Origin of the sequence: Enterobacter sichuanensis (genome assembly GCF_009036245.1) — a bacterium.
Classification (GTDB): domain Bacteria; phylum Pseudomonadota; class Gammaproteobacteria; order Enterobacterales; family Enterobacteriaceae; genus Enterobacter; species Enterobacter sichuanensis.
In genome coordinates this window covers 564,215-580,334 of the sequence record NZ_CP027986.1, presented here as the reverse complement: position 1 = coordinate 580,334, position 16,120 = coordinate 564,215, and the positions used below count along the sequence as shown (strand labels likewise).

Genomic DNA, 16,120 nt, shown 5'->3' with positions numbered 1-16,120 from the left:
TCGCCAGGGCGGCGGCGATTGAGCTGCCCTGGCACGTTCACAGGTCATGCTGTTACAGAGTAGCAAGGAACATAATGTGAACGGAATTACCACCACAGCCGTATGTTCCCCCTCACCCCAGCCCTCTCCCTCGAGGGAGAGGGGGCCCTCCGTGCATGCGTGGCGTTGAGGTAACCCCTCACGCAGAGGCGTTTAGCGGCTAAAAAACCTCTTTACAGCGGCCTTCCCCGACGCCGTCACCACCACCTCCCTGTACCCCGCCACCCGCTGGATCCAGCCTTTACTTTCCAGATAAACAAGCAGCGCCGCGCCGGCCTCACCTCCCAGGTGAAACCGCCGCTCGCTCCAGTCCAGGCAGGCGCAGCAGGCCTTGCGACGGGGATGAGCACTTAACGGAATGCCGAGCTTCAGGAACTGCTTCCGGCCATACAGCGTCAGCGCGGAACCGTCGGCCTCCAGCCAGCCTTCTGCCTGCATAAAATCATAGATCTGCACCGCCACCGTACCGGCAAGATGGTCGTAGCAGGTACGGGCTTCACGCATGGCTTTCGGCGCAGTGGTTTCCGGCGGGGTAATGCGGCTCCAGGAGAGCCCCATCATCTGCTCGACCAACGCCGCGACGTCAGGCCCGGCAAGGCGATAATAGCGATGCCGCCCTTGCGACAGGCAGGTAATCAGCTTTCCCTCCACCAGCCGGGCGAGATGCCCGCTGGCGGTCGACGGTGCAACCTCTGCCGCCGCGCTCAGTTCGGTGGCCGTCCACGCCCGCCCGTCCATTAGCGCACAGAGCATCTTCACGCGCGACGGATCGGCCATTGCAGCCGCCACCGCGGCAATGGCCAGTTCCAGCGCCGCGCTGTTATCAGGGGGTAAGCTCGTTTTTAACATGGGTCGCCCAGGGTTCGGTGATCTCTGCGGCCAGCGCGGCCGCTCATTCGCCCGGCTCCCCGGGGATATCGCTAAAAAATACATAAATATTATAGATCGACATATTCTCCGGTTTCAGAGGTATATTCCCGCACTACCTGCGCCACCCGAATGCGGTAGTACGCAAAAATCGACTCCCGCCCTTCGGCCTGCGCCGCCTGGTGAAAGACGTTCTGCTTCCAGCGGCGGACAGCCTCTTCATCCCGCCACCAGGAAAGAGACAGGATTTTGCCGTCGGTGGTCAGGCTCTGAAAACGTTCGATATCAATAAAGCCGTCGATCTCAGCCAGCAGCGACTTGAGTTCGGCGGCAAGCTGCAGGTAGCGCGCCTGATGAGCGGGCTCGGCTTTGGCTTCAAAAAGGACTGCGATCATGATTTTCTCTCCGTTGTGATGTTGGGGAGAGAATGCAGGAGGGAAAAATGCAATGCTTCGGCAGGAAGCGAAATGTTGTGCCGGATGGCGCTGCGCTTATCCGGCCTACGGGCGCATGTAGGCCCGGTAAGCGTAGCGCCACCGGGCGGGTTTTAGCTCACAATCGACCGCGGCTCCATAAACGCCCGGATCCCCCACTCGCCCATCTCGCGCCCTACGCCGGAGTGTTTGAACCCGCCAAACGGCGCTTTCGGCTCATGCGCCAGGGTGTTCACCAGCACGCGGCCGGAGACAATCTGCTGCGCCACGCGATGGGCCCGCTCTTCATCACGGCCCAGTACCATCGCGCTCAGGCCGTATTCGGTATCATTGGCGATGGCGATCGCCTCCGCCTCGTCCTGATAAGGGATCACGCACAGCACCGGGCCAAAAATCTCGTCACGGGCAATGGTCATCCGGTTGTTCACGTCGGCAAACAGCGTCGGACGCACGAACCAGCCGTCCCGCGTCCCGTCCGGCCGCCCTTCGCCGCCCGCCAGCAGGCGCGCACCTTCGTCGATCCCTTTGCGGATGTACCCCTGTACCCGCTGCCACTGCTTCTCGCTGACCATCGGGCCAACCTCTGTCGCGCTATTGCGCGGGTCACCGGATTTCACCGCCGCCACGGCCTGCGCCAGCGCGGCTTCCATTTCTGTCTTGCGCGACTGCGGCACCAGAATGCGCGTCCCGGCCACGCACGCCTGTCCGCTGTTCATAAATCCGGCCTGGATCACCAGCGGGATCGCCTGCGCCAGATCCACATCTTCCAGCAGGATCGTCGGCGATTTACCGCCTAACTCCAGCGTAACGCGCTTAAAGCTTTCCGCCGCGTTACGCAGGATCGCCTTGCCGGTATGGGTCGAACCGGTAAACGAGATCTTCGCCACGTCCGGATGACGGCTGAGGGTTTCGCCCACCGTCTCGCCGCGCCCGGTGACGATATTAAACACCCCCGGCGGCAATTCAGCATCGCGCAGCGCTTCGGTAACGATCTGCGTTTGCAGGGCGCTCATTTCGCTCGGCTTGATTACCGCCGTGCAGCCCGCGGCGAGCGCGGCCGCCAGTTTGCCGCAAATAAACCCCGCATCGCTGTTCCACGGCGTGATCAGCCCGGCCACGCCAAGCGGCGTCATCTGTACCGTTGCGGCACCTGCGGTGCTGACAAACTCAAACGCCTCCAGTGCCGCAATGGCCTGAGCAATCACCTCCGCCGGGTAGCTTGCCATCCACGCCGAGCGCGAAGCCGGCGCGCCGTACTCCTCGACAATAGCGTCCAGCAGCGCATCGTGACGGGCAGCCACGGCGGCGTGCATCCGCTTCAGCGCGTCGATGCGCGTCTGCTTTGTGGTCCGGGACCACGCCGGAAACGCCGCTTTCGCCGCCGCGATAGCGCGTTCGGCGTCAACCTCATCCGCCAGGCGAACCTGACCCATAACCTGCGCCGTTGCCGGATTGTACAAGTCAAAACGTTCGGTACCATGCGGGGTAACAAACTCGCCGTTGATAAAGATCTGTTCGATGATGTGCATATCATCCTCCTCAGGTTGTGTGGGTCCAGTCTGGCACGGCTTCTCCGTTGCGATAATCCACGCTATGCTGCAAGGGTTGTTTCGATTTTCAGGATAATCTATGCATCGTTCAGGTCTGACAGAGCTGGAAGTGGTGATGGCGGTGGTGCGGCGCGGCAGCTTTCGCGGCGCGGCGCAGGAGCTGGGGATGTCCGCCACCGCGGTCAGCAACGCCATCGCCGGGCTGGAGAGCCGCCTTGAGACGCGCCTTTTTAACCGCACCACCCGCAGCGTGGCCCTCACCGACGCCGGGCAGCGCTATGTGGCGCGAATTGGTCCGGCCCTGCAGGAGATCCGTCTCGCCGGGGAGGAGATCCACAGCGACACCGGGGAACCTGCCGGCACGCTGCGCCTCAACGTGCCGAACAATATTGGCACCCTGTTTCTGGACCAGCTGCTGATCGACTTCATGATCCGCTACCCGAAAATGCGCGTGGAAACGGTGAGCGAAGCGAGGATGATCGACATCGTCGCCGAAGGTTACGACGCAGGGATCCGTCTTGAAGAGTCCGTCCCGCAGGACATGATCGCCGTGCCGCTAACCGGCGAGATCCGCCAGCTTGTCACCGCCACGCCGGACTACTTCGCCCGTCACGGCATACCCGAGACGCCGGACGATCTGCTGCAGCACCAGGGGATCGGCATGCGGATGGCCCACGGCGGGATCTACCGCTGGGAGCTGGCCCGTCGGGGTGAAACGTACGCGCTGGCCGTGCCGCCGCGCTTTGCCACCTCCGATCTCTTCGCCTCGATCCGCGCCGTGAAAGCAGGGTTAGGGGTCGGTTTTTTACCGGAACTTTATATTCAGGAAGAGCTGAAAAGCGGGGAGCTGGTGAGCGTCTTAAACGACTGGGCACAGCCGTTTGCCGGGCTGCGCCTGTACTATCCTGGCCATCGCCACGTCCCGCCGGGGTTGCGGGCGCTGGTGGCGATGGTCCGCGAGCGCGGAATTATTCCAGGTTAGCCTTGTTCAGCCCGTAAGCCGCGTCCAGCGCGCCCGGCGCCATGCGGGAGGTGATCCCCAGACGGTTCCAGGCGTTAATCGCCACGATGGCGAAGTTCAGCTCTGAAATCTCCACATCTGAGAAGTGCTCCGCCACGCTGCGGTAGAGCGCATCGCTCACGCCATGAACGCCGATTTGGGTCAGCGCTTCGGTGAAGGCCAGCGCCGCTTTTTCACGGGCGCTGAACAGCGGGGACTCGCGCCATGCCGCCAGATGGTAGAGGCGCAGCTCGCGCTCGCCGGCGATTTTCGCCTCTTTCGAGTGCATATCCAGGCAGAATGTACAGCCGTTCAGCTGCGACACGCGAATGTCGATCAGATGCTTCAGCGCCGGGTCGATGGAGGTTTTCGCCACCTCCATGCTCAGGGCAGACAGCGCGTTAGCGAGGGCAGGTGTGACTTTGTGGTGGTTGACGCGAGTGCTCATGGTCTTTCCTCTGATTTACACGGTATGTGTGATGCGATGAGGCAAATCTACGCCGTTCATGACATAGTAAAAAGATACAAAAAGCGTGAAATGAGGTAGGACATGAAGCCGGGCTATCACGAGATTTATTCCCGCTATCGCGACAACATCACGCGCGGCGTGCTGAAGCCGGGCGATAAGGTGCCCGCCATCCGCGTGCTGGCGGAAGAGCTGAAGGTGGCGCGTAAAACCGTCGAAACGGCGTATGCCATTCTGACGGGGGAAGGGTATCTGGTAAGCCAGGGCGCGCGCGGCACGCGGGTCAACCCGGACCTCCTGCTGCCGGCCACTCCTGCGCCGACGGAACAGGCCACCGGCAGGCTTCCGGCCTCGCTTATCAGCCAGCGCGAGCGGGCAGGTTTTCTGCGTCCCGGCATCCCCTCCCTCGACAGCTTCCCCTATAAAAAGTGGCTGCTGCTGGCAGGCCAGGCGACGCGTTCCATGCGCCAGGAGGAGATGCTCAACCCGCCGGTGCTGGGCTGGTATCCGCTGCGTCAGGCCATCGCCCGCTATCTCAATATCTCACGCGGATTGTCCTGCACTGCCGAACAGGTGCTGATCACCAGCGGCTACAGCGGCAGCCTGCGCCTGATCCTCGACACCCTCGCCAGCCGCAGCGACAAGGTGGTGTTTGAAGATCCGGGCTATTTTATGGGCCAGCAGTTGCTCAAGCGGATCGTGCCGCGCCTGCACACCGTGCCGGTCGACCGCAACGGCATCGACACGGAATACCTGCTCCGTCACCATCGCGACGCCCGTTTTGCCATCGTGACCCCGTCGCACCAGAGTCCGCTGGCGGTCACGCTCTCTTTGCCGCGTAAACAGCAGTTGCTCGACTGGGCCAGCCAGAACGACGCATGGATTATCGAAGACGATTACGACGGAGAGTTTCACTACACCCGCAAGGTTCTGCCGTCGCTGAAAAGCCTCGATCGGCACGACCGGGTGATCTTTATGGGCACCTTCAGTAAAACCATTATGCCGTCGCTGCGCATGGGCTACGTGGTGATGCCCGCCAGCACCGTCGGGGCCTTTACCGACTGCGCAGACATTACCACCAGCGGCCAGCCGGTGCTGACGCAAAAAATCCTCACCACCTTTCTCAATGAAGGCCATTTTTTCCGGCATCTGAAGAAGATGCGCGCCCTGTATCAGACCCGCCGGGAGTGGATGATTGCCGCCCTGCGCGAGGTGTATGGCGATCTGTTTTTCACCGAGCAAAACGATGGCGGGATGCATATCGTGGCATTTCTCACCAGAGGAAGCGCTGACCAGGACGTGGCGCGCTGCTGGCAGGAACAGCAGCTGCAGGTTAATGCGCTTTCGGAGTGGTATCGCGGGTCGGGCAAACGCTACGGGCTGGTGATGGGCTATAACAACGTGCGGTCGTATCAGGAGGCGCTGGATTTGCTGGAAAGGCCGAAGCGGCAGACGCTTGAGCTGTTAAGCTGAAAATTGCCCGGTGGCGCTACGCTTACCGGGCCTACGGGCTCGAGTAGGCCGGGTAAGGCGCAGCCGCCACCCGGCGACGACGTGGATCACACATCATTACGCGACAACCCAACGTCCTTGAGCTGCTCGTCGCTCATCTGGCTCAGAATGCGACGGGTACGGTTGATGCGATACCAGTTACGCAGCGTTTTCGCGATCCAGACAAACACAATAAACGGACGTTTTGAACGATTTTCGTAGAATTCCATGATGCTCTCCTCGCTGTGCCAGTGGGCTTATCATCATGGAAAATGGCCTGTACAATACAGATTCAAAAACTGCTTTTGTTTACCATACAGATCCGCTAAAACGGTATCTGCATGGCGTTTAGCCCATCAATCTGTACTGGTTTAACAATCTGTATGGTGAAAACAAAGGATACAGCATGACGCGCTACCAACATCTGGCCAATCTACTGGCAGAACGCATTGAACAAGGGCTGTATCGCAGCGGCGAACGTCTGCCGTCGGTACGCGCGCTGAGCCAGGAACACGGCGTAAGTATCAGCACCATACAGCAGGCCTATCAGATCCTCGAAAACCTCCAGCTGATCACCCCTCAGCCGCGCTCCGGCTATTTTGTCTCGCCGCGCAAGGCCCAGCCGCCCGTCCCGGCAATGACCCGCCCGGTACAGCGACCGGTGGAGGTTACCCAGTGGGATGAGGTGATGATGCTGCTGGATGCCCGCGCCGACAAAGAGATGATCTCCTTCGGCGGCGGTTCGCCGGACATTAACCAGCCGAGCCTGAAACCCCTGTGGCGCGAAATGAGCCGCATTGCGCAGCATAACCCGGGCGAGATGCTGAGCTATGACGTGCTGGACGGGCGTCTGGAGCTGCGCGAGCAGATTGCCCGCCTGATGCTGGACAGCGGCTCCACCGTATCGGCAAGCGACATTGTGATCACCAACGGCTGCCACGGCGCGCTGTCGATCGCCCTGCTCTCGGTATGCAAACCGGGGGATATCGTGGCGGTGGAGTCACCGTCGTTTCACGGCACCATGCAGATGCTGCGCGGCTTCGACATCAAGGCGATTGAAATACCCACCGATTCTGAAACCGGGATCAGCATCGAGGCGCTCGAGCTGGCGCTGGAGCAGTGGTCAATCAAGGCGGTGATTCTGGTGCCCAACTGCAACAACCCGCTCGGGTTTATCATGCCGGAAGCACGAAAAAAACAGGTCTTAGCCCTCGCCCAGCGGCACGATATCGTGATTGTTGAGGACGATATTTATGGCGAGCTGGCCGCCGAGTACCCGCGCCCGCGCACCATTCATTCGATGGATATCGACGGTCGCGTACTCCTCTGCAGCTCGTTTACCAAAACCGTGGCGCCGGGCCTGCGCGTCGGCTGGATTGTGCCGGGACGCTACTACGACCGGGTGATGCACATGAAATACGCTGCGGGCGGGTTTAACGTGCCGGGCACGCAGATGGCGGTGGCGGCGTTTATCCGCGACGGTCATTACCATCGCCATGTGCGTCGTATGCGCCAGATTTATCAGCAGAATATGGAAACCTACACCTGCTGGGTGCGGCAGTATTTCCCGGCAGAGATTTGCGTCACGCGCCCACAGGGGAGCTTCCTGCTGTGGGTTGAGCTACCGGAAAACGTGGATATGGTCTGCGTCAGCAAGCAGCTGTGTCGGCTGAAGATCCAGGCTGCGGCCGGGTCGCTGTTTTCCGCCTCCGGGAAGTACCGCAACTGCCTGCGGATCAACGTGGCGCTGCCGCCAACGGATAAGCATCGCGAGGCGTTGAGGAAGATGGGCGAGGCGATTGTGATTGCGATGGAGGAGGGCTAGTGCGGCCTGATGCCCTCACCCCGGCCCTCTCCCACAGGGAGAGGGAGAAAACCGCCGTTGTAGGCCCGGTAAGCGCAGCGCCACCGGGCGACAGACCGCACTACTCGTCGAAGTACCAGTACCCCTGGTTAATCAGCCCGGTGAGCTCTGCAACAAACGCCGGGTTGTTCAGGGCATCCCCCAGTTCAGCCTGGCCGAGTTCGGTGTAGCGGCACAGCGCATCCGCCGCCTTCGCGTCTACCGTCTCCAGCTGCTCGCTGTTGATGAAGAAGCTGCCGTTGATGTTCAGCACGCGCAGGCCGCTCAGGCGAGACAACGTTTCGCCGCCCTGCAGCGCGTCCAGCACCTCTTCTGCAGAATACGGCGGTTCGGCGGCGGCGATATCCAGCTCATGACGCGGCGTGGAGACAAAGCTGCCAAACCATTTTGTGAAATCATCCGGCTTGCCGATCATCTCGATCATCATCTGACGGATGCGATCGAGCTCGTACTGCTCCACGCGGCCCGGGTGTTCGCGACAGGTGAGATCCGGATCGCTGTAGTGCTCGCCCCCCAGATCGTTTTCCAGCGCATAATCGGCGAAGCTGCTGATCAGATCCCGGCCGTTTGGCCCACGGAAGCCGACGGAGTAATTCAGCGCGGTCTCATGGGTAAAGCCGTCGTGCGGGAATCCAGGCGGAATGTAGAGGATATCGCCCGGGGCCAGATCTTCGTCGATGATTGGCTCGAACGGATCCACATGCAGCAGCGCCGGATGCGGGCAGAACTGGCGCATCGGCAGCTTGTCACCCACGCGCCAGCGGCGGCTGCCCATCCCCTGAATAATGAAAACATCGTACTGATCGATATGCGGGCCCACGCCGCCGCCTGGGACGGAGAAAGAGATCATCAGGTCATCCAGACGCCAGTCCGGCAGGACGCGGAACGGACGCACCAGTTCCGCCGCAGGCATATGCCAGTGGTTCACCGCCTGCGCCAGCAGCGACCAGCCCGTTTCGCCCAGATCGTCAAAGTGCTCAAACGGACCATTGCTGGCCTGCCACTTGCCGTTGATATGGCTCACCAGCCGGCTATCGACCTCCGGCTCCATCGCCAGGCCTGCCAGCTCGTCCGGGGTAATCGGGTCGACAAAATTCGGGAAGGCATTTTTCAGCACAACGGGTTGTTTTTGCCAGTATTTCTCAAGAAATTCCGGCCAGTTCAGGTTCAGTTGATACGCCATGGATAGCACCAGTGAGAGGGGAAACAGGCGCGATTATAGGCAAGAAGGCAGAGGGGGAACTTGTCATGGGTCAAACGAGGGCGTGTAGGTCGGGTAAGGCGTAGCCGCCACCCGACACATACACGGCGCGAAAACTTAATCCAGCTTCAGCTCGTCATAATGGGTAATCAGTTTGCCCACGATGCCGTAGTCCAGCGCTTCTGCCGGAGACATCCAGAAGTTGCGGTCGGTGTCTTTTTTCACTTTTTCCAGCGGCTGGCCGGTAGCATCCGCGATCAGCTTATTCACGCGGTCCAGCATGCGGATGATTTCGCGCGCTTCGATCTCAATATCCGTCGCCTGACCGCGCACGCCGCCCAGCGGCTGGTGGATCATAAAGCGGGTATTGGGCAGCGAGTAGCGGTGCTCTTTTTTCGCCGCCAGGAAGATGGTGATCCCGGCGCTTGCCACCCAGCCGGTGCCGATAACGTGGACTTCCGGGCGGATGAATTTGATAAAGTCGTGGATGGTATCGCCCGCTTCCACGTGACCGCCCTGGCTGTTGATGTACAGCTTGATCGGATCGTTGCTAACGCTTTGCAGCAGGATCATCTGGGTGATCACTTTCTGCGCCAGCTCCTGGTTAATCTCACCGGAGATCACAATCGAACGGGACTCCAGCAGTTTTTGCTGCAGAGCGCCCGCGCCGTTTGACCCTTCCGCTTTATCCTTGTCGCTCTCTTTCAGTGTGTAGTGCATTATTATGTCCTCAGCATTTAGCGCTCAAAACCAGAGTGTAGCCTGTTTTACCGATCAAAGTCCTCACCGACAAATAACGAGGGCGCTGAGTCATACTGCCCATGTTGCACGCGTTTCGTTCCTTCACCACTCCCGCCCCGGCTCGCTATACTTCATACGGTTATCATATTGTTAAATGATAATGATATTTAATGTGTTAAGATGAAAGTCAGCATAAACAGTCTCTTACGTAGCCGTCGGGACTGTTTGCATCCTCGACATGTAAATCAGCACCGGGGCGGTGAATGGAACACATTGTGTATGTGGTTGATGACGATGACGCAGTCAGGCACTCCGTAATCGGGCTGCTGGAATCGGCAGACTTAAACGCCATCGGCTTTTCATCGGCAGAAACGTTTCTTCAACACCGCTTTGAGGAGCTGCCGTCGTGCGTGATCCTCGACATGCAACTGCCCGCCATCTCGGGCTTTGAGGTGGCTGACGCGCTCAAGGACAGCGGGCGCGAGATCCCGATTATATTCCTCACCGGCCACGGCACCATCCCGATGTCGGTGCGCGCCATCAAGGGCGGCGCTTACGAATTCCTCACCAAGCCCGTTGAATCAGGCGCGCTTATCGACGCCATTGAATCCGCGCTCCGGCTGGCGGAACACAACGCCGTACGCAATAAAGAGCACTACGCCCTGAAGCAGCGGCATATGTCCCTCACGCCGCGCGAACACGAAGTGCTGACGCTGGCGATTAGCGGCATGCTGAACAAGCAGATTGCCGCCGAGCTGGGCGTCAGCGAGATCACGGTGAAGGTGCATCGCCGCCGCGTGATGGAGAAAATGCAGGTGCGCTCCGTGGCAGAGCTGGTCAGGGCCGTTGAGCGCCTGACCAAAAGCCAGCCTTCGGAGTAACGTTTACCCTTCCTGCTCGGCCAGCGGCAGCGCAAAGGCAAACACCGTGCCGTGCGGCTCCCGGCGGCGCGCGCTCAGCTTCCCACAGTGGCGCTCGATGATGCTGGCACTGATGGTCAGCCCCATCCCCATTCCCTGCGCTTTGGTGGAGTAGAACGAGTCAAAAATCTGCTCCAGCCGCTCGGGCTCAATGCCGCTGCCGGTATCGGCGATCTCGACGATAACTTTCCCGTCCGCGTTGCTGGTGCTGAGGGTGATGACGCAGGGACGATCCGTCACCTCGGCCATCGCTTCTACCGCATTCATCACCAGGTTAAGCAGCACCTGCTGGATCTGCACGCTATCGCCGGTGATAACGCTCTCCTGCGCCTGCAACAGATAATCAACGCTAATCTGTCGCAGCTCCAGCTCGCTACGCGACAGCGTGATGATATGGTGGATCAGGTCATGCAGATCGATACGCGAAAAGGTGGGATCCTGCTTGCGCGTCAGGGACTGAATGCTGCGAATGATCTCCCCCGCCCGCGCGCCTTCCGCGGCGATCTCCTCCAGCCCTTCGCGCACTTTATCCAGCCGGGCCGGTTCGCGGCTGAGCCAGCGCAGGCTCGCCCCGGCGTTAGAAACAATCGACATCAGCGGCTGGTTGATCTCGTGGGCGATGGAGGAGGTCAGTTGCCCGACGGTGGTGGCGCGGGACACCCGCGCCAGATCCGCCTGCGCCACCCGCATGGCATCTTCCGCGGCGCGCTGGCTGGTGATATCGGTAATGATGCCGTAATACTCGTTCACCTCGCTGCCCACGCCCACCGGATCGCCAATCCCGAGGATGTAGCGCGTTGAGCCGTCGGGACGCTTCACGCGAAACTCCGCCCGCATGGAGAGCCCGTCGCGCACGCTCCGGGTGACGATGGCGCTGATGCGGGCGTAATCGTCCTCATGAACGAAGGTCAAAAACTCCGCCATGGAGATCGTCTTTTGCTGTTCAGGCAGGCCGAGGATGCGGGCGTACTCGTCCGAGACAAACATCAGGTCCTGCTCCAGCTCCCAGCGCCAGCTGCCGGTGTGGCTGATCTGCTCACCCAGCATCAGCGAGGTCTGGCTGGCGCGCAGCTCTTTCTCGACCCGTCGACGCTGAATGTTCTCCGCCAGCAGCTCGGCGTACAGCCGCGCCGTCTCCAGGGAGACCGCGGCCTGCGCGCCCAGCAGGCTCACCACGCGCGAGTGCTCGGCGGTAAAAACCTCCGGCATCAGGCGGTTTTCCAGGTACAGCACCCCCACCAGCCGCGCCTGTTTGAACATCGGGACGCACATCACGGCCGCTCCCGAGGTCACCAGATAGGGATCCTGGCTGAAGGGGTGGAACTCCTCCGGCTTACCGGTGCGGATCTCCTGCCCGGTGCGGATCACCGCCGCCAGCACCGACAGCGGCAGGTCGGTCGCCGTCGGCACGTCTTTCAGGATCCGCACCCGCACGCCCTCGGTACTGGTCCAGGCGCTGGCTTCGATCTCCGGAATCAGGCTATCGCTCACGCGAAGCAGCAGCCCGCGCTGCGCCCCGGCGCGTTCGAGCAGGATCGTCATCAGGTTTTCGATTAAGCGCTCAAGATTGATCTCCTCCGACAGCGCGCGGGAGGCTTTGATCACGCTCTGCAGATCGCGGATCGTCTCATTCTGGGCGAACGCCACCGTGTCGTAGGCGCTGGCCTGTCCGGAGGCCAGCAGGTGCGGGAAATCCTGCTCCAGCTGGCGCACCTTGGCCTGCGCCCCGGCACGGCCCCAGGCGGCAATCGAGCCGCGGAAGTGCGCGTCCGAGGCGGTCGGGTAGCCGCAGGCCAGCGCAAAGCGCCCTGCCAGCTCGTGGGCCAGGGCGTTGATCGGATTAAACCCGCCCTCGCGGGAGAGCCGGACCGCCTTCTCATACTGCTCAAGGGCAATGCTGTTCATCCCGTCCAGACGCACAATTTCGGCATAGATCAGCGCCTCTTTATCCGCGAACGTGCCGGGATTAATGCGCGCCCAGAGGGCGATTTTGTCGTAATGGGCGTGAATGCTGCGGCGATGGTTCGCCGAGAAGGTCTCCGGCGTCAGCTGACGGGAGAGCGCCAAAGCGCTGTAGAAATGATAATCCAGCAGGTGGATGTGTCCCGGCGCAGACCAGGCATACCAGCCCGCCGTCTCGAGATCCGCCTGCGCGTCGGCATACTCCCCGCAGGTAAAGTGTGCCATGCCGCGGTAGAGCCAGTACCAGAACAGCATGGTGGAAGTCTGCTCCGGGGCCTGCTCCGGCGACGCGGGAAGCAGCGCCTCGGGCAATACCTGCGACGCGGTCCAGGTGCCGATGACCGGCGTGCGCAGAAACTCAACGTAGCCGCGCTGAACCATCAAAATGGTTTCCACGTCCTGGAAGTGGGTTTTACGCACGAACGCCAGGCCGCGATCGATGCTGGTCAGCACTCCGTCCAGGTGATCGCCCCGCGAGAGGAAGTTAATCACCTGGTGGCAGGCCGCAAAGCAGGCCATCGTCATATCGCCGTGGGTCACCGCCGCGCTGAAACAGGCTTTTGCGCACTCGATGGTAAACGATAAAGGCTGGGTCCAGACGCTAAGCTGGTCGAGCGGCAGCAGGGTTTTGGCTTCAAACGCATCGTAGCCGTGGCGGCTCACCAGCTCGCGGGCCAGCGTGCCGTACTGGAACCCGAGGCGGTACTCGGCGTAGCGGTGACCCATCAGCAAACCAAACCAGGCCATCGCCGTGGTGGAGGCGCCGGTAATGCCGTGATCGAGGGTCAGGTGCATCATGCGGCAGAGCAGTAAAAAGTGCAGGCGCGGGCAGATGAAGCTGGCGCAAATGCTGGCGCTGTAGAGCAGGTTCATCACCGCTTCGGTTTCCGGGTTCTCCATGCGTGAGAGCGGGGCAAAAAGAGGTTGTGGCGCACCATTGGCACGGTTGCAGAAGCGTTCCCAGGCCTCGTCGCAGTCGGCGTCTTCCGGATAGCGGCCAATCTGGATGCCCAATACCCCCAGCCAGCAGAGCGCCGCCTCCAGCGCCAAACGGCTGTCGGACTGGCGAATGTAGACTTCCACCAGCAGGTTGGCCGCCAGCGCTTTTTCGGTCAGCCCGCCGGGGCAACCGAGGATCGCGTCACACAGCTCGCGAGTGCGCGCCAGGTGCCCCAGCGCAAACTCGCAGCCCGCCTCTTCGATATCGAGCATAAAGTCTGACACCGTCCCGGCGTTGCCCAGCGCTCTGGCGGTCTGGATATAGCTCAGCGCCGAAAGGTAATCCCCCGAACGCTTCGCCCGTCGCGCGGCCAGCAGGCTCAGCTCACGGAATCTCTGGCGCTGCGGGGCAGGCTGGATGCTGTCCAGCGCGGCCGTGACGTGGTGAACGGCGCGGAACAGCAGCTCGTTTCCCGCCGCCTGCCGCGCGGCGTCGGCCAGCAGGCTGGCGGTCGTCAGGTGAATGTGGCTTTTCTCATGCCGATCCAGCAGCGCAACGGCGGCCTCCTGCACCCTGTCGTGGGTGAAGGCATATTTTTTTTCCGTCAGCACGATGAGCTGGGCCATCACCGCCGGATGCAGCGCATAGCGCATTTCCGCCATCGACAGGCCAACCACGCGGCACATCATCTCCATCTCGCCCGTGCCGCCGAGACAGGCAATGCTGCCCAGCAGGCGGCGCGTCTCGTCGGGCAACTCTTCGAGCTGCTCCAGCACCAGGGTGACCACGTTTTCGGTGTAATGCCGGGCGCGGATCGCCTGCAGATCGTAATGCCACTTGTCCTGATATTTGTTATGCACCACCAGCCCGTCATCGACGATGCGGCGGAAAAACTCGTGCACGAAGAGCGGGTTGCCGCCGGTCTTCTCATGGATCAGCGTGGCGAGGTCGGTCGTCGCCGCGCTGCGGGTGCGAAACACCGTCGCCAGCCAGCGGGCCACGGCTTTAACAGACAGCGCCTGCGGGACAATCTCGCTCGCGTGCTGTGCCGCCTCCGGCAGGCTCGCCAGCGGCTGTTGCACTGTGGGGTCGGATAACGAACCGATATCGCGGTGCGCCACCACCACCAGCAACGGGATAGCCCCGCCGTTGGCCAGCAGATATTTCAGCGTATGCAGGCTGGCGGCGTCGCTCCACTGGAGATCGTCAAGCACCAGCACCAGCGGGCAGCCCTGCGAGGCAAAGGTCTTCACCAGCGCCAGCACCATATGGCTGAAGCGCGCCCGGGCATCAATGGAAAAGGTATCCGCCGAGAAGCGCGGCTTGCGCTCAAGCAGCAGGCCCAGCTCCGGCACCAGGCTGACGGCCAGCTCTTCATACCCCTCAAGGGCGCGCGAGAGGCGGATTTTCCACTTCGCCACCTCGTCTGCCGGCAGCCCCAGCAGGTGCAGCGTCAGGGAGCGGAACGCAGAGCTTAATACGCCGTAGGGCAACGACGGTGAAAACTGATCGACTTTGCCCACCGCCAGCAGCACCGTACGCTGCCGCAGCGTTTTAAGCGCCGTCGCGATGATCGAGGATTTGCCGATCCCCGACGGTCCGCCGATGGTCACCAGCTCCGGCACCCGGTTCTGCCCTACCCGCTCAAACGCGGCAATGATGTCGTTCGCCTGCGGATGGGTCGCAAACAGGGAATCCGCCAGATGGATTGCCGGGGTGCGGTCCTGCTGGCCGGTCGGAAAGGCGACGATGTCGCCTTCACAGGTCAATGTCGCCTGGCAGCGGCGGAGATCGGCAATCAGCCCGTCGACCGTCTGGTAGCGGTTATCGGGGTGCTTTTCCAGCAGCTTCAGGATGATGGTCGACAGCATCCCCGGCACGTCCGGGCGTATCGCGTCCGGCGCCAGCGGCTCTGAAGCAATGTGGTAATGCGCCCAGTTGGTCTGGTCGTCCTCCCCCAGCTCAAACGGCAGGCGGCCGGTCAGCAGTTCATACAGCACCATGCCGAGGCTGTAGAGATCGCTGCGGTTATCAACGGGACGCTGGGTTCGCGAGGTGTGCTCCGGCGACATCCAGGCAGGCGTACCGCCAGATACGGCAAGCCGGGTCCCGGAGAGGGCATCGGAGAGCGTGCAGGAGAGGCCGAAGCTGCCCAGACGACAGGTGGCATCGTGATGGACAAAAATACTGCCGGGCTTGATATCGCCGTGGATCAGGTTTTGCAGATGCATCTGGCGCAGGGGGACGCAGATCTGGATCGCCAGCTCGATAAAGCGCGCGATCCCCGAGATCGCCCTGCCCGCGCGTCGCGCCAGCAGTTCAAAGGAAAACGGGGCATAGACCAGCGCGAAGCGCCCCCGGTACTGGGTGGACGCGACAGCGCGAATGGCCCAGCTGTCCTGCAGCATATCGCGCAGCGCAAACTCGTTTTTAAGTAGCCGGGTGGCCCGCTCTTCCTCTTCGTCGCTCACCGCGGTGGCAATAATAAACGAGCCGCCGGAATGAGGATGTCGCGCATGCATCCATGAAATCCCCCCCTCCTGCGCCAGCACGGTAAAAATCACATCCTCTTTAAGGACAAAAACCCGCCCCTGGTGAAGATTCCCCTGGGCGGGCCAGAATGCAGGCTGCTCGTGTTCGTTCAT

12 protein-coding genes are annotated in these 16,120 nt (G+C 61.5%); 4 read left to right on the top strand and 8 right to left on the bottom strand.

Going from position 1 to position 16,120, the window contains the following annotated elements:
* Positions 1-192 precede the first annotated feature (192 nt).
* From C1N69_RS02750 to C1N69_RS02740, 3 genes are all read right to left on the bottom strand, one after another.
* Positions 193-888 (bottom strand): ArsR/SmtB family transcription factor, encoded by a 696-nt coding sequence (locus C1N69_RS02750; RefSeq protein ID WP_155030651.1) that lies wholly within the window; start codon positions 886-888, stop codon positions 193-195.
* Positions 889-977: 89 nt separating this feature from the next.
* Positions 978-1,301 (bottom strand): antibiotic biosynthesis monooxygenase family protein, encoded by a 324-nt coding sequence (locus C1N69_RS02745; RefSeq protein ID WP_155030650.1) that lies wholly within the window; start codon positions 1,299-1,301, stop codon positions 978-980.
* 152 nt (positions 1,302-1,453) lie between these two features.
* Positions 1,454-2,869 carry an aldehyde dehydrogenase family protein gene (locus tag C1N69_RS02740; RefSeq protein ID WP_094917838.1) on the bottom strand — a complete coding sequence of 472 codons (1,416 nt, stop codon included), beginning with the start codon at positions 2,867-2,869 and terminating at the stop codon, positions 1,454-1,456.
* 100 nt (positions 2,870-2,969) lie between these two features.
* Here C1N69_RS02740 and C1N69_RS02735 point away from each other — a divergent pair, with 100 nt between their 5' ends.
* Positions 2,970-3,872, top strand: a complete 903-nt coding sequence (locus C1N69_RS02735) for a LysR family transcriptional regulator (protein WP_155030649.1) — start codon at positions 2,970-2,972, stop codon at positions 3,870-3,872.
* Here the strand turns inward: C1N69_RS02735 and C1N69_RS02730 are convergent.
* Positions 3,859-4,338, bottom strand: coding sequence for a carboxymuconolactone decarboxylase family protein (locus tag C1N69_RS02730; protein WP_023310248.1), 480 nt, complete (start codon positions 4,336-4,338; stop codon positions 3,859-3,861). The two genes, C1N69_RS02735 and C1N69_RS02730, sit on opposite strands and share 14 nt — an antisense overlap.
* Before the next feature lie 102 nt (positions 4,339-4,440).
* On the opposite strand from C1N69_RS02730, the gene pdxR reads away from it, so the two are divergent.
* Entirely contained in the window at positions 4,441-5,829 is a 1,389-nt protein-coding gene (gene pdxR / locus C1N69_RS02725) for a MocR-like pyridoxine biosynthesis transcription factor PdxR (protein WP_155030648.1), read from the top strand.
* Between the two features lie 86 nt (positions 5,830-5,915).
* Here the strand turns inward: pdxR and C1N69_RS02720 are convergent, their stop codons facing one another.
* Complete coding sequence (locus C1N69_RS02720; protein ID WP_059386776.1) at positions 5,916-6,077, bottom strand: DUF1127 domain-containing protein; 162 nt, start codon at positions 6,075-6,077, stop codon at positions 5,916-5,918.
* Between the two features lie 176 nt (positions 6,078-6,253).
* Between C1N69_RS02720 and C1N69_RS02715 the strand changes: the two genes are divergently transcribed.
* A complete protein-coding gene (locus tag C1N69_RS02715; RefSeq protein WP_155030647.1) occupies positions 6,254-7,672 on the top strand; it encodes an aminotransferase-like domain-containing protein in 1,419 nt (472 codons plus the stop codon).
* Positions 7,673-7,772: 100 nt separating this feature from the next.
* On the opposite strand, the gene C1N69_RS02710 is transcribed toward C1N69_RS02715, so the two are convergent.
* A complete protein-coding gene (locus C1N69_RS02710) occupies positions 7,773-8,894 on the bottom strand; it encodes a ribosomal protein uL16 3-hydroxylase (RefSeq protein WP_155030646.1) in 1,122 nt (373 codons plus the stop codon).
* Positions 8,895-9,029: 135 nt separating this feature from the next.
* On the bottom strand, positions 9,030-9,632 hold the full coding sequence (locus C1N69_RS02705; RefSeq protein WP_008501342.1) for an ATP-dependent Clp protease proteolytic subunit: 603 nt from the start codon (positions 9,630-9,632) through the stop codon (positions 9,030-9,032).
* Between the two features lie 284 nt (positions 9,633-9,916).
* On the opposite strand from C1N69_RS02705, the gene C1N69_RS02700 reads away from it, so the two are divergent.
* The gene (locus C1N69_RS02700) at positions 9,917-10,534 is read left to right on the top strand and encodes a response regulator transcription factor (RefSeq protein ID WP_095441773.1); all 618 of its coding nucleotides are present in this window, start codon (positions 9,917-9,919) and stop codon (positions 10,532-10,534) included.
* A 3-nt stretch (positions 10,535-10,537) separates the two neighbouring features.
* On the opposite strand, the gene C1N69_RS02695 is transcribed toward C1N69_RS02700, so the two are convergent.
* Entirely contained in the window at positions 10,538-16,120 is a 5,583-nt protein-coding gene (locus C1N69_RS02695; RefSeq protein WP_155030645.1) for a trifunctional serine/threonine-protein kinase/ATP-binding protein/sensor histidine kinase, read from the bottom strand.